Source organism: Streptomyces sp. NPDC015532 (genome assembly GCF_043078065.1).
GTDB lineage: Bacteria > Actinomycetota > Actinomycetes > Streptomycetales > Streptomycetaceae > Streptomyces.
In genome coordinates this window covers 295,767-318,348 of the sequence record NZ_JBIBSY010000003.1, presented here as the reverse complement: position 1 = coordinate 318,348, position 22,582 = coordinate 295,767, and the positions used below count along the sequence as shown (strand labels likewise).

The 22,582-nt window shown below is 73.7% G+C and carries 20 protein-coding genes; 5 read left to right on the top strand and 15 right to left on the bottom strand.

Annotated features, from left to right (window positions below):
• Nucleotides 1-125: 125 nt before the first annotated feature.
• The 5 genes from ACF07B_RS12680 to ACF07B_RS12660 all read right to left on the bottom strand — a co-directional run bounded on the left by ACF07B_RS12680 (nucleotide 126) and on the right by ACF07B_RS12660 (nucleotide 6,488).
• Nucleotides 126-551 carry an OsmC family protein gene (locus ACF07B_RS12680; protein WP_261705012.1) on the bottom strand — a complete coding sequence of 142 codons (426 nt, stop codon included), beginning with the start codon at nucleotides 549-551 and terminating at the stop codon, nucleotides 126-128.
• 153 nt (nucleotides 552-704) lie between these two features.
• Nucleotides 705-2,510, bottom strand: coding sequence for a hypothetical protein (locus ACF07B_RS12675; RefSeq protein WP_392178945.1), 1,806 nt, complete (start codon nucleotides 2,508-2,510; stop codon nucleotides 705-707).
• Nucleotides 2,507-3,568: an ATP-binding protein gene (locus tag ACF07B_RS12670; RefSeq protein WP_392178944.1), complete on the bottom strand. Its 1,062-nt coding sequence runs from the start codon at nucleotides 3,566-3,568 to the stop codon at nucleotides 2,507-2,509. Before ACF07B_RS12670 ends, ACF07B_RS12675 begins: the two co-directional genes overlap by 4 nt.
• A gap of 191 nt (nucleotides 3,569-3,759) precedes the next feature.
• Nucleotides 3,760-5,772: an alkaline phosphatase family protein gene (locus ACF07B_RS12665; RefSeq protein ID WP_392179198.1), complete on the bottom strand. Its 2,013-nt coding sequence runs from the start codon at nucleotides 5,770-5,772 to the stop codon at nucleotides 3,760-3,762.
• A 236-nt stretch (nucleotides 5,773-6,008) separates the two neighbouring features.
• Entirely contained in the window at nucleotides 6,009-6,488 is a 480-nt protein-coding gene (locus ACF07B_RS12660; protein WP_362391915.1) for a hypothetical protein, read from the bottom strand.
• An 84-nt stretch (nucleotides 6,489-6,572) separates the two neighbouring features.
• Between ACF07B_RS12660 and ACF07B_RS12655 the strand changes: the two genes are divergently transcribed.
• Both ACF07B_RS12655 and ACF07B_RS12650 read left to right on the top strand, forming a co-directional pair.
• On the top strand, nucleotides 6,573-7,346 hold the full coding sequence (locus ACF07B_RS12655; protein ID WP_362391917.1) for an MBL fold metallo-hydrolase: 774 nt from the start codon (nucleotides 6,573-6,575) through the stop codon (nucleotides 7,344-7,346).
• Between the two features lie 125 nt (nucleotides 7,347-7,471).
• Complete coding sequence (locus ACF07B_RS12650) at nucleotides 7,472-8,095, top strand: DedA family protein (protein WP_384236567.1); 624 nt, start codon at nucleotides 7,472-7,474, stop codon at nucleotides 8,093-8,095.
• Nucleotides 8,096-8,242: 147 nt separating this feature from the next.
• Here the strand turns inward: ACF07B_RS12650 and ACF07B_RS12645 are convergent, their stop codons facing one another.
• The 7 genes from ACF07B_RS12645 to ACF07B_RS12615 all read right to left on the bottom strand — a co-directional run bounded on the left by ACF07B_RS12645 (nucleotide 8,243) and on the right by ACF07B_RS12615 (nucleotide 15,861).
• Nucleotides 8,243-9,316 carry an MBL fold metallo-hydrolase gene (locus ACF07B_RS12645; RefSeq protein WP_392178943.1) on the bottom strand — a complete coding sequence of 358 codons (1,074 nt, stop codon included), beginning with the start codon at nucleotides 9,314-9,316 and terminating at the stop codon, nucleotides 8,243-8,245.
• Nucleotides 9,313-10,560 (bottom strand): aminotransferase class I/II-fold pyridoxal phosphate-dependent enzyme, encoded by a 1,248-nt coding sequence (locus ACF07B_RS12640; protein WP_392178942.1) that lies wholly within the window; start codon nucleotides 10,558-10,560, stop codon nucleotides 9,313-9,315. Before ACF07B_RS12640 ends, ACF07B_RS12645 begins: the two co-directional genes overlap by 4 nt.
• Before the next feature lie 224 nt (nucleotides 10,561-10,784).
• Nucleotides 10,785-11,855 (bottom strand): hypothetical protein, encoded by a 1,071-nt coding sequence (locus ACF07B_RS12635; protein ID WP_392178941.1) that lies wholly within the window; start codon nucleotides 11,853-11,855, stop codon nucleotides 10,785-10,787.
• Between the two features lie 311 nt (nucleotides 11,856-12,166).
• A complete protein-coding gene (locus ACF07B_RS12630) occupies nucleotides 12,167-12,961 on the bottom strand; it encodes an RNA polymerase sigma factor SigF (RefSeq protein WP_362391925.1) in 795 nt (264 codons plus the stop codon).
• Between the two features lie 239 nt (nucleotides 12,962-13,200).
• Nucleotides 13,201-13,779, bottom strand: coding sequence for a TIGR03086 family metal-binding protein (locus ACF07B_RS12625; protein ID WP_392178940.1), 579 nt, complete (start codon nucleotides 13,777-13,779; stop codon nucleotides 13,201-13,203).
• Nucleotides 13,776-14,018, bottom strand: a complete 243-nt coding sequence (locus tag ACF07B_RS12620; RefSeq protein ID WP_037621429.1) for a DUF6158 family protein — start codon at nucleotides 14,016-14,018, stop codon at nucleotides 13,776-13,778. Before ACF07B_RS12620 ends, ACF07B_RS12625 begins: the two co-directional genes overlap by 4 nt.
• 223 nt (nucleotides 14,019-14,241) lie before the next feature.
• Nucleotides 14,242-15,861 carry an ABC-F family ATP-binding cassette domain-containing protein gene (locus ACF07B_RS12615; protein ID WP_369483742.1) on the bottom strand — a complete coding sequence of 540 codons (1,620 nt, stop codon included), beginning with the start codon at nucleotides 15,859-15,861 and terminating at the stop codon, nucleotides 14,242-14,244.
• 103 nt (nucleotides 15,862-15,964) lie between these two features.
• On the opposite strand from ACF07B_RS12615, the gene ACF07B_RS12610 reads away from it, so the two are divergent.
• Together ACF07B_RS12610 and ACF07B_RS12605 are read left to right on the top strand one after the other, a co-directional pair.
• Nucleotides 15,965-17,470 (top strand): bifunctional phosphatase PAP2/diacylglycerol kinase family protein, encoded by a 1,506-nt coding sequence (locus ACF07B_RS12610; protein ID WP_392178939.1) that lies wholly within the window; start codon nucleotides 15,965-15,967, stop codon nucleotides 17,468-17,470.
• 173 nt (nucleotides 17,471-17,643) lie between these two features.
• Nucleotides 17,644-18,477: a class I SAM-dependent methyltransferase gene (locus ACF07B_RS12605; protein ID WP_392178938.1), complete on the top strand. Its 834-nt coding sequence runs from the start codon at nucleotides 17,644-17,646 to the stop codon at nucleotides 18,475-18,477.
• Between the two features lie 89 nt (nucleotides 18,478-18,566).
• Here the strand turns inward: ACF07B_RS12605 and ACF07B_RS12600 are convergent, their stop codons facing one another.
• From ACF07B_RS12600 to ACF07B_RS12590, 3 genes are all read right to left on the bottom strand, one after another.
• A complete protein-coding gene (locus tag ACF07B_RS12600) occupies nucleotides 18,567-19,322 on the bottom strand; it encodes a GvpL/GvpF family gas vesicle protein (RefSeq protein WP_392178937.1) in 756 nt (251 codons plus the stop codon).
• A 201-nt stretch (nucleotides 19,323-19,523) separates the two neighbouring features.
• Entirely contained in the window at nucleotides 19,524-21,371 is a 1,848-nt protein-coding gene (locus ACF07B_RS12595; protein WP_392178936.1) for a transketolase, read from the bottom strand.
• A 185-nt stretch (nucleotides 21,372-21,556) separates the two neighbouring features.
• Nucleotides 21,557-22,048, bottom strand: a complete 492-nt coding sequence (locus ACF07B_RS12590) for a phage holin family protein (protein ID WP_392178935.1) — start codon at nucleotides 22,046-22,048, stop codon at nucleotides 21,557-21,559.
• Between the two features lie 109 nt (nucleotides 22,049-22,157).
• On the opposite strand from ACF07B_RS12590, the gene ACF07B_RS12585 reads away from it, so the two are divergent.
• Nucleotides 22,158-22,505 (top strand): VOC family protein, encoded by a 348-nt coding sequence (locus ACF07B_RS12585; protein ID WP_392178934.1) that lies wholly within the window; start codon nucleotides 22,158-22,160, stop codon nucleotides 22,503-22,505.
• Nucleotides 22,506-22,582: the final 77 nt, after the last annotated feature.

The window sequence follows — 22,582 nt, the reverse complement described above, 5'->3', positions numbered from 1 at the left end:
ACGGCTCTGCCCGCCCCCAAGCACAAAACCTGTGTTCTCGCTTGTCAATGGCGCGGACGGCGTACGCGGGCGGACATGCCGGTGCCGCGCCCCCACGGGGAGGACGCGGCACCGTGGTACGGGCGTCAGGCGAGCTTCGCCGACAGCGTGATCGTCGTACCGGTCAGGGCCTGGCTGACCGGGCAGTTCTTCTTGGCGTCCTCGGCCGCCGCGACGAAGCCGTCGTTGTCCAGGCCCGGCACCGTGCCCTCGACCGTGAGGTGGATGCCGGTGATGCCCTCGCCGGGCTGGAAGGTGACGTCCGCGTTGGTGAGGAGCTTGGTGGGCGGCGTCCCGGCACCCGCGAGGGCGTGCGACAGCGCCATGGAGAAGCAGCTGGAGTGGGCGGCCGCGATCAGTTCTTCGGGGCTGGTCTTGCCGTTCGCGTCCTGGGCCCGCGACGCCCACGTCACCGGCTGCTGGCCGATGCCGGAGGAGTCGAAGGTGACGACGCCGTTGCCCTCGAGCAGGTTGCCTTCCCACACGGTGTGTGCGGTGCGCGTGGTTGCCACGATGATTCCTTTCGGGTGTGGTCCCGTTACCGGGGTCCGTGTCTCCCATCCGATCACACCTGGGCCCGGCACACCCCGCGGTTCGGGCGGCGACCTGCCGGTGCGTGTCCGGGATTTCGTCGGCCGGGGCGGCCGGCGCACCGCGTCGGGGGCTCAGGTCACCCGGAAGACGGGCCCGCGCGGGGTGAACGGGAGCCGTGCGGCGTGCGGCACCAGATAGGCGTGCTCGCGCCGTACCCGCAGCACGTCGCAGTATCCGTCCGTGATCACCAGGACGGGAGCGCCCGGCGGGAAGTCGTCGGCGCGGTGCAGCAGATCGACGCCCGGCTGGAGCACGGTGCCGCCGCGCCCGCGCACCCGAACACGTCCGGCGATCTCCGTGACGGGCAGATAGCCCGCGTCGTGCGGGGCGGCGTCGCAGAACACGACGCGGGCGGCCGGTACGTCGCGGGACGCGGCGTACGAGGCGATGGCGCCCAGCGCCTTGCCGAGCAGGGTGCGGTCCATGGAGGCGGAGGTGTCGAGCACGACGCCGAAGGTGCAGCGGGCGATCTCCTCGGGCGGGAACCAGCGGCCCGCGCGGGGAATGCCGGGGGTGGCCGCCTGCCGGCGGGAGGGACGCGCGTACGACCGCAGCGGCTCGGGCCGGGGCACGAACTCGTCGAACCAGCGGGCGAGTCGGGCGTCCCAGGGCAGCGGCGGGTGGCTGAGCGCGCGGATCTCCTCGACCAGGTCGCCGGGCAGGAAGCCGCGCTCCTGCTGCTGGTGCAGATCGAGGCCCCGGGCCAGGCCGCGGCGGTAGAACTCGTCGAGGTCGACGTAGTCGCGCGCCGAGCCGAGCGGTCCGCCCAGGATGTCGCCCGTTCCCCTGCCGCGCAGCATGGCGAGGCGGCGCATGCGGCGCAGATCGCCGGCGATCCGGTCGTACACCTCCTCGGCCGACAGGTCCTTCAGCTCCGGGTCGTGCAGCAGCCCCTCGGGCATCGTGCCGACCTGCATCTCGCACAGCCAGCCGTTGATCACGTAGTCGGCGGCGACGTTGAAGAGATACGGGTCCCGGGTGCCGCAGCGGTCGCCGTGGCGCAGGGCGGCGTGCAGCATCTCGTGGGCGAGGACGAACCGCCATTCCTCGTCGGTGAACGCGCACAGCGGGTTGACGTAGATCTCGGCCGCGTCGGTGTCCACGGCGGCGACGGAGATGCCGTGGGCGCGGGCGAGTTCGGCGTCGGCGACGAGGGTGATGCCCGCCGCGAGGCCGCCGAGCAGCGGATAGGAGGAGACGAACCAGCTCAGCGCGCGCTCCCAGGGCCGGAGCGGGGTGGGCCCTTCGCTCATGGATGCGCGTCTGCCGCCCGCCACGTCCATCGCGGCGGACATGGTCCTGACCAGCGCGTGCGCGAAGGCCACCTGCCAGTCGGTCGGCGTGCTGCCGAGCCAGGCGTTCCAGGACACGAGAGCCTGGTCCGGGTCGCCGCCTGCCGTGCCGCAGTTCTCGTACCGGGGCGGGATGCCGTCGCGGCGCCAGGCCGCGGCGAGCCGTTCCTCGTCACCGTCGGGGTAGGAGTCCGGGAGGTCCTCGGGCGTCAGCCCCACCGAGAAGCCGCGCAGGAAGCGGTTCACCACGACGCAGCGGGCGGCGAGGTCGAAACGGTCCGGCTGCTCGCGCGTCCCGGCCGCGGCCGGGACATGGCCGAAGCCCAGATGGATGACGGTGTGCGCCAAGGCCCAGGCCCAGGCGACGGGTTCGGCGCGACGGGTCGGGTTGACGTGCACGGTCCCGTTGGAGTCGACGACCACCAGCCCGTTCCGGGGAGCCCGGGCGCACGTGTCCTCCCGGCAGACGCGGAAGCCGACCGCGCCCAGCGCCGGATTGGCCCGGACCAGCCGCAGCCCCTCGGCGAACGCCTCGGCGGCGGGATCGGGCTTGGCCTTGGCCCCGGCCTTGCGGGAACGGCTCACCGGCGCGCCTCCACCAGGCGCGGCATGTCCCGGGCCGCCTCCACCAGGAACCACGCGGGCAGGACCGGATTGCCGTCGGCGTCCGAGGCGATGACGTTCTGGGCGACCTCGACGGATATCTCGGCCAGCTGGATGAGCAGGGACTTGGCCCGGTACGCGGTCTGCCGGGCGTTCGCCGAGATGTGGTCCCGGCCGGCCGGAAGCTCCTTGACGAGGCGGCCGCGGAACGACTCCGCGAGGTAGTAGAGGAGATCACGGTCCTCCGTACGGGAGGGCCAGCGGGCGTCACCCTTGAGGATGGCCTCGATACCGAAGCGACTGCGCACGATCTTGACGTAGCCGCAGAACGCGACGGCGTGCGCGGGCGTCAGCGTGCCGTGGGCGATCACCTTCAGGGTCTCCTCGTCGAGCGCGTCGCCGAAGGAGCCGAGCGCGTCGGAGAGCATGTGCCAGGAGCGCGGGGTGGAGAAGGGCTCCTCGGTCTTCGGCGGCTTGGACCACAGGTGGTCGGGGCGGTCGGTGAGGTGGTCGAGCACCCAGGGGTGGATGCCGTTCGCGGCGGCCCAGACGAGCCAGTCCTTCGGAGAGGCCTCCAGATGGACGTGGGTGAGACGGTTGACCAGCGCCGAGGCGATCGGGCGGGCCAGCGCGTTGTCCGTCGAGCGGTTGCCCGCGCCGATCACGATGGAGCCCTTCGGCAGCTCGTAGTCACCGATGCGGCGGTCCAGGATCAGCGAGTAGAAGGCCTTCTGCACATCGGGGGTCGCCGCGTTCAGCTCGTCCAGGAACAGGCAGTACGGCTCGTCGCGGGCGATGGCCTGCGGCGGGCAGAAGACGGAACGCCCGTCACGGATCTGCGGCACGCCGATCAGGTCCTCGGGCGCGAGCTGCGTCCCCAGCAGGCTCACGCACTCCAGCCCGAGCGACTCGGCGAACTCCCTGACCAGGGAGGACTTTCCGATGCCGGGGGCGCCCCAGAGGAAGACCGGCCGCACGGTGGCGAGACCGAGAAGCAGCTCCGGGACACGGGAGGGAGTGACGGTGACGGCTGCCTGCACAGGCGAGCTCCTTGAACGTGTGAGAGAGGGGCGAGGGATGAGCGATGCGTGAGGGACGCGCGCGAGAGCGCGGCGTGCGATGCCCACAGTGTCGGCGCTCCGGTATGCCCGCCGCCTCCCATTTTTCCGGTCCCCCGAGCAGGTCGGCCGGTGAGCGGGCCTGCCGCTCCGCCCCGCGGCGGGGCCGCCGCTCAGGCGGCCCGCTCGTCCGGGTGGGACGGCAGCGGTAGTGGAGAGCCGTCGCACTCGCGCAGCCAGCGCCGCAGCACGTCGTGCACCCGCTCCGCGCCGACGAGTTCCGGGCCGTCGGGTTCCGTGTCCGTGCCGGCCGGTGCGGACAGGGTGAGCGGCGAGAGCAGGAACGGGTGCCCCTGGGCACCGCCGAGCCCGCCGTGCGAGCCGATCTGCTCCTCGAAGGCGAGGACTTCGCCCTCGACGGGGTCGTACCAGGAGTTGACCATGATGTCGGCGGTGTGCGGGAACGTGTGCGTGCGCCGCACCGCGTCGGCGGCGCCGGGGCCGAAGTCCGCCAGTGGGCCGGGGTGTTCGTCGTCGAGCCGGCCCACCGGCACCTCGGCGCCGTGCGCCCCGAGCACGAGGCCGCCGTGCTCCTCGCTGCGTACCAGGAGGAAGCCGATGCCCGGGTGGTTGGCCAGCGTGGACAGCAGCGCGGGGTGACGGCGGTCGATCTCCTCCCGGCTCATCCGGTGCGCGACGTCGGGGAAGGAGACGAGACCGAGGTTGCCGGAGGCCAGGACCAGGGGCTCGGACCGGCGCCCCACGGGTGCGCGCCGCTCCTCGCGTTCCTCGACCGGCCTGCGCAGCGCGGCCCGCACGGCGGTCCGGGCCTCGGCACCGCTGTGGGTCCCGCGGGCCTTGCGGGGCACGGGCAGCCCGCAGCCGGCCCGGACCAGATTGCCGAGGCTGAGGCCGTACCTGGTCAGGAAGGTCTCGCCGGGGCTCTGGCCGTGGTCGGAGAGCACGACGATCCGGTACGGCCGCGGGGCGTGCTCGGCGACCTTCTCGATCAGCGCGAGCGACCGGTCGAGCCGCTCCAGGATCCTCTCGGCGTCCCGGCCGCGCGGCCCGGAGTGGTGCGCCACCTCGTCGTAGGCCACCAGGTCCGCGTAGACCGCGTCGCGCCCGGCGAGCAGGTCGCCGATCACCGCGGCGACCACGACGTCCCGCTCGACGACGGTCGCGAACGCGCGGACCAACGGGTACAGCCCGCCGCGTTTGACCCGGGGCCGTCGCCGCTGGAGGCGGGCCCGGGTGGACTGACCCGTCTCCCTGAAGACCTCGGCCACGAACGACATCGCCGTACGGACGGCGTTGGCCGGGTCGGAGAAGTACGCGAAGTAGCCGGCCCGCGAGCGGTTGTCCCGTCCCCTGCGCGCGGCGACGGACAGCACGAGGGCGAGTTCGCCGGCACCGCCGCTGAAGAGGTTGCCCCGGCTCGCGCCGTCGGCGGTGAGCAGGCCGCCGTCGCCGGTGCGCGCGACGGCCCGCCGCTGGAGCTCGGCGGCGCTGGTCGGCCGGTTGCAGACCATGACCTCCTGGGTGTCCTTCTCGTACCAGCGGAAGGCGGGGACGTCGTGGTTGCTGCCGTGCAGGATGCCGAGCTGGCTGGCGCCGGTCTGGCTGGACCAGTCGGTTCTCCACGGGGTGAGCCGGTGGGTGGGGCGCTTCCCCCCGATCCATCGCGCGGCGGTCGGCATCAGGCCCTTGCCGACCGCCTCCCGCAGCACGTCGTGCCCGACGCCGTCGAGCTGGAGGAAGACCACGCCGGGAGTCGAGGGGCCGGGCCGCCCGGTGGCACGTCTGCGGCGCCGGTCGGCGAGCCGGTAGAGACGGCGCCGGTACGCGTCGTCGTCCCGTACGGCGAGGGCGGCACCGGTGGCCGAGGCGACGGCCGACATGACGGCGGCCACGACCACGGCGGTCTCGGGGGCCGCCTCGCCGTGCCCGGAGGGGTTGAGCCGCAGGGCGATCAGCAGCAGCGAGCCGTTCAGGAAGAAGACGAGCAGGCCGAGTACCAGGGCGGGGACGAGCAGCAGGGCCCGCACGAGCAGGGGCCACACCAGCGCCGACAGGAGGCCGAAGACGCCCGCGCCGGCCGCCGCGGTGACGGCGATCCGTGTAGCGCTGTCCCCGCTCTCCGACTGGAGCCGGAAGTCGGGCAGCGCACCGGCGAGGACGAGCATCGTGAGCGTGGACACGGCCCACACCGTGATGCTGCGTCCCGTCGCGCTGGCGAGGCGCCGCCAACGTCCCTTGTCCACGCCCAGTCCACCTCACGTCCCGGCCCGCCCGGTCCGCGCGGCCTGCTCCCACCCTGTCACAACGGCCGGAGATCCCCAGAAGTCCCCAAAAGCCGCGCGGACTCCCTCAGGAGGCCTCCCCGGGTGCCTCCTTGCCGGGACTCACACGGGGTGGGCGATCAACGGCCGTCGTAGCCGGCCGTCGGCATCGACAGACGGCGGTGGACCCTGGCCTTCATCTGGGCGTCGTACGACGGTTCGGCGGTGCCCACGGTCTCGACGCGGACGCCGCGGCGGGCGCACTCGGCGGTGAACTCCTCCACCGAGGCGAGCGCGCGCTCCAGCACCCGGCGGCTGGGCGCGACGAACAGGTCCACGAGACCGGCCTCGACATCCGCCCACAGGCTCCGGTGGTCCGGGCGCAGCCCGCGGACGAGGAGTTCCCGGGTGACGACGTAGCCGTGCTCGGCGGCCCAGCGGGCGCACATCGCGTGCTGGCTGCGGGAGTCGACGAGAAAGGGGTCCTCGTCGAGCTCTTCCAGAGGTGTCAGGCTCGCGATCGCGGTGACGCGAAGCGACGGGGAGCGCGGCACGGGGCCGCTGCGCTCGTGCGAGCGTTTGAGGGCGTGCGTCCCGGAGGCACCGCGTGCGTCTCCCATGGTGTCCCCCTCACCTCCTGGTTTCGCCGCAGACCCTACTCCTGCCCGTAGGCTCGGGGGGAGTCGTGCGAAGGAGGCAAAGAGGTGCCGGTGGAGATCACCTGGTGGGGGCACGCCACCTGCACGCTGGAGGACTCCGGGACACGCGTGCTCACCGATCCCCTCTTCGCGCGCCGGCTCGCACACCTGCGGCGCAGGCGCGGGGCGCCGCCCCCCGCCCCGGCGGCGGTCGCCGACGTCGCGCTGGTCTCCCATCTGCACGCCGATCATCTGCATCTTCCCTCGCTGGCGCGACTGGCCCCGGGTACCCGGCTGCTCGTGCCGCGCGGTGCCCCGCGTTCGGTGCCCGGACTGCGCAAGCTGGACCATCTGCGGCTCACGGAGGTCGCGCCCGGCGACCGCACCCGCGTCGGTGACCTGGCCGTCCGCACGGTTCCGGCACGGCACGACGGACGCCGGCTGCCGATCGGACCGCACCGCTCCCCCGCCGTGGGGTACGTGATCGAGGGCGAGGCGCGGACGTACTTCGCCGGGGACACGGGACTGTTCGCGTCGATGGCCGAGGAGGTCGGACCGGTCGACGTGGCCCTGCTGCCGGTGGGCGGCTGGGGCCCGTACCTCGGGGAGGGGCATCTGGACGCGGGGCGTGCCGCCGAGGCGCTCGCCGCGTTGCGTCCGCGCAGCGCTGTGCCGGTGCACTACGGCACGTTCTGGCCCATCGGGATGGATGCCGTGCGCCCCCATGAATTCCACGCGCCGGGTGAGGAGTTCGTGCGCCTGGCCGCCGAGCGCGCGCCCCAGGTGGCGGTGCATCTGCTGAGGCAGGGCGAGAGCGTGCGTCCGGAGGCCGCTCGGTGATCTCCTGGTCCGTCGCGGGGGCGGTGGCTCCCCCAGCCCTCCATTCGCTCAAGAGCGGCGCTCTGCTGTCACTCAAGGGCACGACGGGCACGACCCTTGTGTCCCTCAAGAGCACCGCGCCGCTGATGTTCCTGTCCGCCACGGCACCGGCAGTGCCGCCGGAGTCCACCCAACAGGCGATCGGCTATCCGTCGCTGTTCCTGCTGGTGCTCATCGGCGCTCTGGTGCCGGTGGTGCCGACGGGGGCGCTGGTGAGTTCGGCGGCGGTCGTGGCGTTCCACCAGACGTCACCCTTCGCGCTGCTCATGGTGTTCCTGGTCTCCTCCGTCGCCGCGTTCCTCGGCGACATCTCGCTCTACTGGCTCGGCCGGCGCGGCATGGGCTCGCGGAACGGATCGCGCTGGCTGGAGGCGATCCGGGAACGCGCCCCCGAGGACCGGCTCGCCGGGGCGCAGCGAAAGCTCGCCGACCACGGCATCGCCGTCCTCGTCCTGTCCCGCCTCGTGCCGGCGGGCCGCGTTCCGGTGATGCTGGCCTGTCTGATCGCGGAGATGCCGCTGCGCGTGTTCGCCCGCGGGGACCTCCCGGCCTGCCTCGCCTGGGCGGCCACGTACCAGATCATCGGCATCCTCGGCGGCTCGCTCTTCCCCGAGCCGTGGCAGGGCGTGGTGGCGGCGGTGGCACTGACCGTGGCGATCAGCCTGGCGCCGGGTGTGTGGCGCCGGTTCCGCGGCACGAAGGCCTCGTAGGGACGGGCTCACCGGCACCTGCTCGGCGTCGAGGGCGATGAGGCCGCTGAAGCCGATGAGAGCGACGAGCCGGTGACGGTCCTGGGCGCCCTCTTCGCGGCCCGCGCGGTCATGGTCGGCGCCGCCGAGGGAGCACGGGCCGCGCCCTCACTCCAGCACCCGGGAACCTCCCACCGCCAGATCCCACAGGTTCTCCCGGGCCAGGCCCGCCCGCTCCCATGCCGCCCGCACCCGCCGCAGTGGTTCCAGCACCGGTTCGGCCGAGAGCACGAAGGTGCCCCAGTGCATCGGGGCCATCCTCCGCGCGCGCAGGTCGACGGCCGCCCGCACGGCCTCTTCCGGGTCGCAGTGCACGTCGCGCAGCCACCAGCGGGGGTCGTACGCGCCGATGGGCAGGAGGGCGAGGTCGATCCCCGGGTGGCGCTGCCCGATGCGGGTGAACCAGTGGCCGTATCCGGTGTCGCCCGCGAAGTAGACGCGCCGGCCCTCGGGCGCCGTGAGCACCCAGCCGCCCCACAGGGAGCGGCAGGTGTCGGTGAGGGTGCGCTTGGACCAGTGGTGGGCGGGGACGAAATCGAAGCGGACGCCGTCGAGTTGGGCCGCCTCCCACCAGTCGAGCTCGGTGATCCGGGTGAACCGGCGCCGTCTGAACCAGCGTCCGAGGCCGGCCGGTACGAACATCGGTGTGTCGCGCGGGAGTCGGCGCAGGGTCGGTGCGTCCAGATGGTCGTAGTGGTTGTGGCTGACGACGACCGCGTCGACGCGCGGCAGCGCGTTCCAGGCCACGCCGACCGGGGTGATCCGGGCCGGGGTTCCCACGATGCGGCGGGACCAGACAGGGTCGGTGAGGACGGTGAGCCCGCCGATCCGGATCACCCAGCTCGCGTGCCCCGCCCAGGAGACGGCGACCGTCCGGGCGTCCACGGCGGGCAGCGGTTCCGGCTCGAAGGGCAGCAGTGGGATGTCGGCGAGCCCTTCGGCGCGCGGCCGCAGCGCGCCTTCGCGGGCGAGCCGCGTGAAGGCCCGCAGCCCGGGCAGGGGGGCGGTCAGGCGGTTCGTGAAGGACCGGGGCCACAGGCGCCGCTCACCGAGCGGGCGGGGCTCGGCGAGGGGCGGAGGAGGGAGGACGGCGGGGTGACCGGGCGCCGGGGCGACCGGGGGCGCGGGATCTCCGGTGGTCTGGGGCGTCGTGCTCGTGGCCGACTCGGACTGCTGCGTCATCGAGGAGACTCCCGTCGCTCGGCGTCGTCGCGGAGATCGCCGAAGGCCGACCCCAGGAGGGTCAACGCGCGGTGCACATGCGGCAGTTCCAGTGGCGAGGGGGAGCTGAGGGATTCCTCCCGCTCCTCGTCCGTGGAGCCGAGCAGCGGCCCGGTGCCGAGGCGCACCCGGAGGGCGGCGAGGTCGTCGCCGAAGCGGTGTCCGCCCGGCGCCGGCATGCCGAGCCGGGCGCTGAGGTGGTCCTCCAGGTCCTGCGCGTCACCGACGCCCCGCGCGCCGAGGGCGGACCGGAACGCGCCGAGGTCGACGTACAGGTGCCGGCCGGCCCGCGGGGGGCGCGCGACGGCCCCCGCGGCACCCACCGCGCGGTGGACGGCGTCGGCCACGCGCGCGTGCAGCGTCACGGCGGCGGTGAGCCGTTCGGTGATCGCGGCGGGCTCGCCGAGCGCGTACGCGGCCGCGGCGGCGACCGGTTCGGCGACGCGCGCGCCGAGCACGGTGAGTACGTCCAGGACGCGGGAACGCAGGGACGCGCCCGCCGCGTTGTCGGGGAAGCGGGCGACGGCGGCCGGCCAGCCCTGCGGCAGGAAGGCGCCCGCGAGGTCGGTGATCACGGAGACGTCGTCGGGGAGCATCTCGGCGGGGCTGAGCAGCACGGTGTCCCGAGGCTCGTGCAGGGTGTCGCGCCAGGTCTCGTCGCTGACGATGTGCAGCCCCGCGCCCGCCGCGGCCTCCACGGCCTCGTGCACCACCTCGGGCGGTGCGACGGTGGCGGTCGGGTCGTCGGCGACGGAGAGCAGGAGGAGCCGCGGGTCGCCGCCCTCCGCGCGGACCCTGCGGACGGTCTCCAGGAGGGCGTAGGGATCGGGGACGCCGCCGCACTCGGCGGGCGTCGCCACGTGGAACACGGATCTGCCCAGCAGGCGTGCCTGCGGCGCCCACCAGGCGGCACACGGCCGGGGCACGAGGATGTCGCCGCCGAGCGCGCCGGTCAGGGCCAGCAGCAGCGCGGGGGCTCCGGGGGCGGCCGCGACCCGGTCGGGTGCGGCACGCAGTCCGCGCCGGGTCCAGTAGCCGCTGGCGGCGTCGAGGAGCACGGGGCCGCCGCCGCAGGGTTCGCCGTTGGAGCGGTTCGCGGCGGCGGCCAGCACGGAGCGGAGTTCCGGGAGGACGGGCAGGCCCTGGTCGGGCAGGGGCGGACCGTACCGGAGCGGTCCATGTCCTTCCGGGTCCGTCCGCCGCATACCTGCCTCCGCACCGTGGATGCCGCCGTTCCCTGTTCCGGAGCCTGCCTGCCGTACGGTTCCGGTGTCCTCGTCCCCTCGTACGGCTCACCGGGCGTCGCTCGCCGGCCCGCGGGGTGAGCCGCTCGGTGCCCGAAGGCATGCCGTCCCATGCCTGCCCGTAGGTGGGTGTCTGTCACATCGTCAGCCGTCGTGCCGTCCACCGCCACCGTGGCGGCCGCCCGTCACATCCGCCGCCGGCGCAGTCTGTGCACCCGGTGCGCGGCCGCGCCCAGGGCTCCGGCGATCAGCAGTCCACCGGCGACCAGGGCCGGCACGGAGTCGGTGAACACCCCGCCCTCGCCGGCGTGCACACCCCCCTGGACCGTGGGCGGGCGTTCACCCAGGCCGGTGCCGGAGCCGGTCGCTGCGTCGGGACCATGGGTCTCCGTGGTGCCGCGGGCCACGGAGTACGAGGCGGTCCACTGCTTCCCGTGACCGCCCGGCGGCGCGGGACAGACCCCGCCGACGTTCCACCGTCCGTCGGCGCCTCCGGTATCGGGGCCCGCACGGTCCGGTTCCACCGTGCCGGGAGCCACGGTGCCAGGTCCCGCGGTGTCCGGGCTCACCGGTTCCGGAACCGTGCCGGGCCCCACCGTGTCCGGGCCCAGCGGCTCGGGAACCGTGTCGGGCCCCACCGTGTCCGGGCCCAGGTCGTCGGGGCCCACGGAATCCGGACCCGCCGTGTCCGGGCTCTCGGCATCGGGGATCAGCGCGTCGGGGACCACGGGGTCACCGGTGCCGGGAGCGGGGGCCTGGGCATCGGGCACCACGGCCGCCCAGCCCCCGGGAGCGGGGCTCACCCCTCCCGCCGGGCCGCCCGCGGGGGCGTCGGCGGAGTTCTTCGCGTCGGAGGACGCCGACGCGCCGGAGCCGTCCGCACCGGGGCTCACCTCGTCGAAGCCGCGCCCCGTGCCGGAGCCGTCCGTGGCGGAGCCGGCGGCCCGATCGGGTTCGCCGGAGGCGATGTGGGCGGTGCCGCTGTAGGAGGCGGAGCCCGCGGCGCCCGGGTCGGCGCCCTCGACGCGGTGCAGCTGGACCTTGCCCTCCTGGAAACCCTGGGAGCTGGCGTCGATGACGTCGGGCAGGGTCCCCCCGATCGCGTCGCAGCTGACCGTGACGGTGACGGTGCCCCCGGGTTCGACGGAGCCGGGACTGACCTCCGCGGCCGGATCCGCGGCCGCGCCCGACGCGGCGGCGCCGAGAGCGGCGCCGGCCAGGGCGGTGGCGTACAGGACACGGGCGGTACGGCGCATGAGCGGGGCTCCTTCGGCGGGCTGCGGGCCGAGGGCCACGGCCGTCGTGTCCCTCGGGCCCATCAGAGCCCGCCGTACCGCCGGGCGCGAACGGCCGGGCACCATTCGCGGGAAAGCGGGGGCCCGAGCGGGTGACATCGCGGGCGGGGCGCGACCGGTCCCCGGTCCCCACCGTGCGACGGCGCCCGCGCCCGGAACCCACCCACACCCGGACCCGGAATCCGTACGTCATCCCGGCCAGGAACCACCCGCACCCGGGGCCGTACGTCTCCCCGCCCGAAGCCCCTGAGAACCCACTGCCGGGGCCGGGTCTAGGCCGCGTCGCGCATGATCTGGTCGCGCAGCCTTGTGCAGCAGCGGCTGATGAGGCGGGAGACATGCATCTGGGAGATGCCCAGCTCGTCGGCGATACGGCTCTGGGTCATGTCGCTGAAGAACCGCATGTAGAGGATGGCCCGTTCCCTCTCGGGCAGGGCCTGGAGCCGGGGTTTGACGGCCTCGCGGTCGATGACGGTGTCGAGGGCCGGATCGGGCGAGCCGAGGGCGTCGCTGAGGGAGTAGCCGTCCTCGCTGCCCGGCAGTTCGGCGTCCAGGGAGAGCGCGGTGAAGCTCTCCAGAGCCTCCAGGCCCGTGAGGACGTCCTCCTCGCTCATGCGGGCGTGCTCGGCTATCTCGGCGACCGTGGGCCGGCGGCCCGGAATGGTCTGCGACAGGTCCTGGGCGGCGAACCGGACACGATTCCGCAGGTCCTGGACCCGGCGCGGCACGTGCAGGGTCCACATGTGGTCACGGAAGTGGCGCTTGATCTCGCCGGTGATCGTCGGCACCGCGTAACTCTCGAAGGCGTTGCCGAGTTCGGGGTCGTAGCGGTCGACGGCCTTGACCAGTCCGAGCGCCGCGACCTGGCGCAGGTCCTCGTGGCTCTCGCCGCGGCTGCGGAAGCGGCCCGCGAGCCGTTCGGCCATCGGCAGCCAGGACTCGACGATCTCGGCACGGAGTGCGTCGCGCTGCTGTCCCGGGGGGAGGGCCGCCAGCCTGCGGAAGGCCTCCCCGGTGTCGGGGGCGTCGTCGTGCGGATGGTGCGTCGCGCTCGCTTGAGTTCGCATGGTGCGTCGCAACTCCCTTGATGGTGCCATGTGATGGACAGTCATCGTGGGAACGCACCCGTGCTCCGGACGAGTACACCCATGGCGCGGATAGCCGCTCCCACGGACGTGCCTCCTGTCCGAAGCACTGCAACTGCGTCTGCCCCGCGCCATGCGGGGCAAACACCCCTCCATTCTTCCCGACGCCGGACCACCCGTCCTCCCGGGGCCCTGCTTACGGCACCGTCCGGCACCCGGGGTCAGGGCCTGCGGCCGACCAGGCAGAGCAGTTTCGTCTGGACGTCGGCGCCGGGCGGGGGTTCCTCCGGGGGCGCGAAGAGTCCGCTCCTCTCCAGCTCCGCCGCGTGCGGGGTGACCTCCCGGACCGCGAAGGACAAGAGGTCCTCGGGAAGCTGTTCGTCGGCGCCGATGGCGCGGGACAGGTCCCAGGTGTGGACCGTGAGATCGGTGACGAGCTGCGCGCAGTAGTCGTCCGCCCGCAGGTCCCCGAAGGAGAGGTGGACCGTGCGGTCGAGCGCGCCCGGCTCGGCGAACGCCGCGCGGGAGGCGTCGGCCACGGCCTCCCAGGCGGCGACCGGGTCGGGGCCGAGCAGATCGCCGTCCAGGCTGTCGCCGACCGCGTCGACGGTGGCGCCGTCCCGGACCAGCGCGGGCACCCAGGCCTGCTCGGAGACGAGGTGACGCACGAGATCGCGCACGCTCCAGGCGGTGCAGGGCGTGGCGGCCTCCCACTGGTCGTCGTGGATCGCGTGCACCCGGCGGCCGAAGAGCTCCAGGGCCTCCGTCTGCCGGGCGAGGACCGGATGCGGGTCGCTCATGCCGGCGGCACCCCCGCGGGCCCGCGTTCCCGGGCGCCGTCGCGGGTGCGGCCCGCCGCGACGGGCCGCCGCGGGTGGCGGCGCAGGTACTCGCCCTCCAGCTGGGCCATCCGCACGTTGTGGGTGTGCAGCGCGTCGTTCGAGCCGTGCAACAGCGTGTCGTGGCGGGTGCGGTGGATGGCTTCCAGCTCTTTCATGAGCTGCTGGTCGTCCAGCCGGCCCGGGTCGACTCCGGTCATGGTGCTACCCCGCTCGTCGTGGCCGTCGGTGCGGTCCGGGCGTCCACCCCGGGCAGACACTGCCCCGAGCGGCGTCCGGGAGGGAGCCGTGGATCGAGACCCACACCCTCCACTCTACGAACTTCCGGGGTGCCGGGCCTCCCCGGAACGGGCCCGGCGCCCGGCCTCCCCACCCGGGGCCCGCCCGAGCGAGGTCACCGCACCGGCCTGGCCGGGACAGCTCCTACCGCTCGCGCTCCACGCGGCGCTCGTCCCACACGGGCTCCCGCGTCTCCCGTACCCGGCCGTCCGAGCCGAAGACCAGGTAGCGGTCGAAGGAGCGGGCGAACCAGCGGTCGTGGGTGACCGACAGCACCGTCCCCTCGTACGCCTCCAGGCCCTCCTGAAGCGCCTCCGCGGACTCCAGGTCGAGGTTGTCGGTCGGCTCGTCGAGGAGCAGGGCCGTCGAGCCCTCCAGTTCCAGGAGCAGGATCTGGAAACGCGCCTGCTGGCCGCCCGACAGCTTCTCGAAGCGCTGCTCGGCCTGGGCGGTCAGCTCGTAGCGGCGCAGCCGGGACATCGCCGCTCCGCGGTCCTGTGAGTGCTCGGTCCACAGGATGTCCAGGAGCGTGCGGCCCTCCAGTTCCGGATGGGCGTGCGTCTGCGCGAAGTGGCCGGCGACCACGCGGGCGCCGAGCTTCCACTCGCCGGTGTGCGCGACCTCGCCGCCCGCGAGCAGCCGCAGGAAGTGCGACTTCCCCGAGCCGTTGGAGCCGAGGACGGCGACCCGCTCGCCGTAGAAGATCTCCAGGTCGAAGGGCTTCATCAGACCGGTGAGCTCAAGTCCCTTGCAGGTCACGGCCCTCACCCCGGTCCGCCCGCCGTGCAGCCGCATCTTGATGTCCTGCTCGCGCGGCGGCTCCGGAGGCGGTCCGGCCTCCTCGAACTTGCGCAGCCGGGTCTGCGCCGCCGCGTAGCGGGACGCCATCTCATGGCTCACGGCGGCCGCCTGACGGAGGTTCAGCACCAGCTTCTTGAGCTGCGCGTGCTTCTCGTCCCAGCGCCTGCGCAGCTCCTCGAAGCGCGCGAACCGCTCCCTCCTGGCCTCGTGATACGTCGCGAATCCGGCCCCGTGCACCCAGGCGTCCGCTCCGGCCGGGCCGGGCTCGACGCTGACGATCTTCTGGGCGGCGCGGGCGAGGAGTTCGCGGTCGTGGGAGACGAACAGAACGGTCTTGCGGGTCTCCTTGAGGCGTTCCTCCAGCCAGCGCTTGCCGGGCACGTCGAGATAGTTGTCCGGCTCGTCGAGGAGCAGCACCTCGTCGGTGCCGCGCAGCAGCGCCTCCAGCACCAGGCGCTTCTGCTCACCTCCGGACAGGGTCCTGACCAGGCGCCACTGGGCCTTCTCGTAGGGGACGCCGAGGGCGGCCGTCGTGCACATGTCCCAGAGGGTCTCGGCCTCGTATCCGCGGACCTCGGCCCAGTCGGACAGCGCCTGCGCGTAGCGGAGCTGTGACGCCTCGTCGTCCACGGTCATCATGGCGTGCTCGGCGGCGTCCACGGCTTCGGCGGCCTGGCGGATCCGGGGCGGGGCCACGGAGACGAGCAGCTCGCGCACGGTCGTCTCGTCGCGCACGGACCCCACGAACTGCCGCATCACCCCGAGTCCGCCGCCCACGTTCACGGTCCCGCCGTGGGGCTTGAGCTCCCCCGAGATCAGCCGCAGCAGCGTCGTCTTCCCGGCGCCGTTGGGCCCCACCAGGGCCACGACGGCGCCTTCCCCCACCCGAAACGACACATCGCCGAGCAGCGCCCTCCCGTCGGGAAGGTAGTACTCAAGATGTGCGGCTTCGAGATGTCCCATGGGCAGGCATTCTCCGGGGAGCGGGGGTGCGGGGCAAACGGGTATGCGACGACGGGCCGGGGCCGGGGGCGGGAACCGCCTGATCCGGGGTAGACGGACCCGCATGACCACGACCCCGGATGTCGACCTCACCGCTCTCGTACCGGGCCGCCACGCCCTTCGGGACCGCCTGCTCTCCCTGGACCTCCGGCTCTTCGAGGCGGTCGCGGCGCGGCACTGGCCGGGCGGTGACCCCGTGCTGCCGCGGCTGAGCCGGGGCGCGAACCACGGTGCCCTGTGGTTCGCGACGGCCGCCGCCGTGGCGGCGAGCCGCACCCCGCGGGCCCGCCGGGCCGCCGCACGGGGTGTCGCCTCGCTCGCCCTGGCCTCCGCCACGATCAACACCCTCGGCAAGCGCTCGGTGCGCCGCGCCCGCCCCGGTCTCGGCCCGGTCCCCGCCGTGCGGCAGCTCAAGCGGCAGCCGATCACCACGTCGTTCCCGTCGGGGCACGCCGCCTCCGCCGCCGCCTTCGCCACGGGGATGGCGCTGGAGTCCCGCGGCTGGGGCGCGGTCGTCGCGCCGCTGGCCGCGTCCGTGGCACTGTCCCGCGTCTACACCGGCGTCCACTTCCCGAGCGACGTCCTGGCCGGTGCGGCCCTGGGCGTCGGCGCCGCGTACGCCGTGCGCGCGCTGGTGCCCACCCGGGATCAGCTGACCCCGCCCGGCCGTCCGCGCACCGACGCGCCCGCGCTGGCCGAGGGCGAGGGGGAGGGCCTGGTCATGGTGGCCAACACGGGCTCGGGCACCTCGGAGCGGGTCGGCGCGCTGGCCGGCGCGTTGCCGCGGGCCGAGATCGTGCAGTGCGAACCCTGTGACCTGCGGGAGGAGTTGGAGAAGGCGGCGATCCGCGCCCGGGTGCTGGGCGTGTGCGGCGGCGACGGCACGGTGAACACCGCGGCCGAGGTCGCCCTGCGTCACGGGATCCCCCTCGCCGTGCTGCCGGGCGGCACGCTCAACCACTTCGCCCACGACCTCGGTGTGGAGGGCGAACGCGATCTGGTCCGCGCGCTCCAGGAGGGGGAGGCGGTCCAGGTGGACGTGGGACGGTTCGCGTCCGGCGGCAAGGAGGGCATCTTCCTCAACACGTGCAGCCTGGGCATCTACCCGGAGCTGGTGCGCGAGCGGGAGAACTGGTCCAAGACGATCGGCAGCTGGCCGGCCGGCGTGCTGGGCGCCCTGCGGGTGCTGCGTGCCGACCATCACCCGCTGCGGGTCGAACTCGGCGGCCGTACGCACCCGTTGTGGCTGCTGTTCGCCGGCAACGGCACCTACCACCGGATGGGACTGGCGCCCGCCCGGCGCTTCGACCTCGCGGACGGCCGCCTCGACGTGCGGGTCGTGCACGGCGGCCGCCATCCCGCGGTGCGGCTGCTGGCCGCGGCCTTCGCGGGTCCCCTCACCCGCTCGCCCGCGCACGCGGCCGTACGGGTTGGCCGTCTGCGCATCGAGGGCGTGGCGCCCGGCACGCTGCTGGCCTACGACGGGGAGGTCACCGAGGTGAGCGGCGAGGTGACCCTGCGCAAGAGCCGTGAGGCGCTGACCGTCTACCGCCCGCTTCCCGCGCACTGACCCGTTCCCGCTTCCCGCCCGCCGCGCGCCCGCGCGGACTGTCCGCCGCCCACAGCATGTCCATATAGCAAGATCCGGGTCTCATTATTCGACATGCCCGCGTACGGTGATGACATCGCCTCAGGGAGTGCGGACGCCTCCGCGAGGCCCGTACGACGAGAAGGGGATCGGTCATGTCGCAGTCGCGGGCGAATCCACAGGAGACCGCCGTCTACACCCACGGCCACCACGAGTCGGTGCTGCGCTCGCACACCTGGCGCACGGCCGCCAACTCGGCGGCCTACCTGCTCGACTCGCTGAAGCCGCACATGAAGATCCTCGACATCGGCTGCGGACCGGGCACCATCACCGCTGACCTGGCCGAACGGGTACCGGACGGCCACGTCACCGGCGTCGACCACGCGCCCGGAATCCTCGGCCAGGCACGTCGGACGGCGGCCGAACGCGGCCTGCGCAACGTCGAGTTCGGCGTCGCGGACGTCCACGCGCTGGAGTACCCGGACGACACGTTCTGCGTGGTCCACGCCCACCAGGTGCTCCAGCACGTGGGTGATCCGGTGCAGGCGCTGCGCGAGATGCGCCGGGTCACCAAGCCCGGCGGGCTGATCGCGGTCCGCGACGCGGACTACTCGTCCATGACCTGGTACCCGTCCACTCCGGGCATGGACGACTGGCTCGACCTGTACCTGCGCGTCGCCCGCGCCAACGGGGGCGAGCCCGACGCAGGCCGCCGTCTCAAGTCCTGGGCGCTGGCGGCCGGGATCCGGGACATCACGGCCACGTCGAGCACCTGGACCTTCGCCACCGAGGACGAGCGGGAGTGGTGGAGCCGGCTGTGGGCCGACCGCACGCTGGCCTCGGCGTACGCGGAGCGGGCGACGGAGGGCGGCCAGGCGGACACGGGCGAACTGCGGGCGGTGTCGGACGCCTGGCGGCAGTGGGGACAGGAGGAGGACGGCTGGTTCTCGGTCCTCCACGGAGAAATTCTCTGCCGAAAGGAAGCCTGATTCCGCGGCACCGCTCTGCGCGGCCCCGGATCCGGGACGGTCCTGGATCCGGGGCCGTGGCTCCGTGCCCCTCAGACCGTTCCGCCCGATCAGCCCGTGAGGCCGGTGAACCCCGTGAGGCCCGTGGATCCCGTGAAGGAGTACGCCGCCCACGGTCCCGTCAGCTCCACCCGCATCCCCGGCTCGTCGCCCGCGCTCCCGTTCACCCGTTCCACGAATTCCCCCGAGTCCGCGCGCGGCACCAGATAGGCGGCGTCAAGAATTTCGGAACCCTCTTCTCCCCGGGACACCTCGCGAGCGGACGCCGGATTCCGCGCCGCGTTCCGTACCGGATTGCGCGGGGGCAGCAGCCTGTTCTCCTCGGCGCACTCGGAAAGGGTGCCGTGCAGCCGGCGCGTGAATTCATCCGCGCGTTCCCGGGTTTTCCCCGTCTCCCCGGAAGAATCGGCCGTTTCGGCGTACACCTTCACGTCCCATTCCACGCGTCCGTCGAGCCGGTCGAGCGTCCGCTCGAAATCCTCCCGGCGTTCGTCCATCATCACGCGTACGCCGCTGTCGTCCCGCAGAACGGTGGCGAGCCGGAGCGGCAGCGGGCTGGTGACGACGGTGAGCGCGTCGATGACGCCCTGATGGGCGCGGGCCGTCGCCTCCAGCCAGTGGACGTCCTCCAGCCGGCGGCGCAGCGGCTCCGCGGCGAAGTCCCGTTCCGGGACCGAGCCGACCACGGCGATCAGGTCGTCGTGGCGCAGCAGTCTGGGCGGGACGCCCCCGACGCCGGCCAGCTCGGCCGACAGCGCCGCCGGGAAGGGGCGGCAGATCGCGTAGACGTAGCGCAGAGCGCTCATGAGTCTCCTCCCGCGCTTCCCTCGCACCCCCGCGGCGTACTGACCATGGTGCCCTCCGGAGTCCGGTCGGCGCACCACGACGACCCTCCGGGACGGCCGGCACACCACGGCGTGCCCCGGCCCCGGGACGTTCGGCACACCACCGCGTGCCCCCGCCCCGGGACGATCCGCACGCCACGGCTCACTCCCGCCCCGGGACGGTCAGCGCACCATGGCCGTCTCGACCAGCAGACGGCCCGCCGCCGCGATCGACTCGGCGTCGATGCCCGCGGCGTGGAGCTGCTCCTCGGGACTCGCGGAGCCCGGCATCGTGCGGACGGCGAGACGCACCAGGCGTGGCACGGGCCGGCCGTCGGTGAAGGCGTCGAGCACCGCGTCCCCGAGTCCGCCCTCCTCCCGGTGGTCCTCCACCGTGACCAGGCAGCCGGTCTCCTCGGCGGCCTCGCGCAGGGTCGCGCGGTCCACGGGCTTGACCGAGTAGAGGTCGATCACGCGGGCCTGGATGCCCTCGCGGTCGAGTGCCTCCGCGGCGGCCAGCGCCTCGTGGACGGTGACGCCCGCGGCGACGAGCGTGAGCCGGTCGTCGGCCGAGGCGCGGAGCACCTTGCTGCCGCCGACCGGGAACTCCTCGGTGGCGCTGTAGATGACGGGGCTGTCACCGCGTGAGGTGCGCAGATAGCGGATGCCCTCCAGGCCGGCCATCGTGGCGACGAGCTTCCCCGTCTGGTTGGCGTCGCACGGGTACAGCACGGTCGAGCCGTACACGGACCGGAACATCGCCAGGTCCTCAAGGCCCATCTGCGAGGGCCCGTCCTGCCCGATGGAGACACCCGCGTGGGAGCCGACGAGGTTGACGCCGGCACCGCTGATGGAGGCCATGCGGACGAAGTCGTGGGCCCGGGTGAGGAAGGCCGCGAACGTCGTCGCGTACGGCACCCAGCCGCGCGTGGCCATGCCCACGGCCGTGGCGACCAGTTGCTGCTCGGCGATGTAGCACTCGAAGTAGCGCTCGGGGTGGTTCTTGGCGAAGAGCTCGGCACGGGTCGAATCGCCGACCTCGCCGTCCAGGGCGACGACGTCTCCGCGGGCGTCGCCGAGGGCGGCGAGCGCCTTTCCGAAGGCGTCGCGGGTGGCGACCTCGTCACCGGTCTCGTACCGCGGCAGGTCGAGGTGTCCGGACCGTACGGCGTGCAGCGTCCGGGCGGCGGGCGGCTGCTGGACGACCACCCGGCGGTCGTGCACTCCGCCGAGTTCGGCGATCGCCCCGGCGGCGTCCGGCAGCGGTTTGCCGTGCAGTCCCTCGCGGTCCTGGACCGCTGTCACACCCTTGCCCTTGAGGGTGCGGGCGAGGATGACGGTCGGCTGTCCGCTCGTGGAGTCCGCCTCCGTGAAGGCCCGGTCGATCGCCTCCACGTCGTGTCCGTCGATCTCGACGGTGTGCCAGCCGAAGGCCCCGAAACGGCGCGCGTACGCGTCGAGGTCGTGTCCGTGCCGGGTCGGCCCGCGCTGGCCCAGGCGGTTGACGTCGACGATCACGGTGAGGTTGTCGAGGTGCTCGTACCCCGCGTGCTCGGCCGCCTCCCACACGGAGCCCTCGGCGAGTTCGCTGTCACCGCACAGCACCCGGACGCGGTAACCGGTGCGGTCGAGCCGCTTTCCGGCGAGCGCGATGCCGACCCCCACGGGCAGACCCTGTCCGAGCGATCCGGTGGCGGTCTCGACCCACGGGAGCCGCCGTGGCGTGGGATGGCCTTCGAGCCGGCTGCCCGCCTTGCGGAACGTGAGCAGTTCGGCCTCGTTCAGCGCGCCGGCGGCCTTGTACGCGGAGTACAGGAGCGGTGAGGCGTGGCCCTTGGAGAGGACGAAGCGGTCGTTGCCGGGATGCCGGGGGCGTTCGAAGTCGTAGCGCGTGTGCTCGGCCAGCAGGACCGCCATCAGGTCGGCGGCGGACATGGACGACGTCGGATGTCCCGAGCCCGCGGCGTCGGCGGCCCGGATGCTGTCGACGCGCAGTTGCTGGGCCAGGTCGATGAGCCGGCGTGTGTTCATGATGCTCCTCCCTACGTCTCCCCCGGATCGGGCGGTTTCTGGACAGCGCGGTGCTCCGGCCGCCTCACCGGCGCGGTGCGGGGCCGGTCTCCCGCCCGCCGTACGGGCTTTCCGCGTCCCCCTGAGCCGGGGGCCCAAACACGGGCACGCCCGGTGTTTCACGCTCCCGGTGTCCCGGGCGCCGCCTAGCGGGCCCGGTTCAGCCACACCTCGGGGTCGTCGGAGGGACCCGGGTCCGTGGCCGTACCGGGGACGTCGGGCGCTCCGGACGGGATCGGCGGGTACATCAGGCCCATGCCGCCGGGCGGGGAGGCGGGCGCGTGGCCGCCGATGACCCGGCCGGGCGGGGTGAGCGCGTCCAGGTCCCCGGTGGCCGGCCTCGGCCGGGACGGCCGGGCCATGCCCCGCAGCGCGTACGCGGCGGCCGCGAGCACCGCCGCGGCGACGAGGGCGGCGGCCCAGCCGGGCATCGCCGACGCGAGGGCCAGACCGAGGGCGAGGACCAGGGCGGCGCCCGCGTACAGCGCGGCGGCACCCGAGGCGGCGTACAGTGCCGCCGTCCGGCGCTTGTCGACCGCCTGCTCGCGCAGTTCGTCCCGGACGGTCTCGCGGGCCACCAGGGTGAGTTCGTCGACGAGTTCCCTGTCCAGATGCTCCAGATGCTCGATGCGCTTCATCGTGTGCGGGTACCCGGGCGACCGGACGCGTAACGTGAGCGCCCGGGCTCCGAGGGCGATCGTCCGAATCGATCTCCCCTCCCCTTCCCGCCCAACTAGGCTCGCCCTCATGGAGATTCTGGGAGCCACGCTGCGCGTCTGCGTCGACGACCTGGAGACTGCGGTCCCCTTCTACGAGCGGCTCGCGGGCGGCAGAGCGCTCCGCTTCGAGCGCGGCGGTGTGTCGGTCGCCGCGGTCGGCTGCTTCCTGCTGATGAGCGGGCCCGAGTCCGAACTCGACGTGTTGCGCAAGGTCGCGGCGACGATCGCCGTCAAGGACGTCGAGGAGACCGGCCGGGTCCTCACCGGTCTCGGCGCCCGTGTCGTCGCGGGCCCGGTGGAGACACCCGGTGGCCGCAACCTCATCGCCGTACATCCCGACGGGTCGGTGTACGAGTACGCGGACCGCCACGGCTGACGGGCGCCCGCCCCGCGACGCGGCACGCCTCGGGTGCACCACCCGGCGGTGGCGCACCCGAGGCGTGATCACGGGCT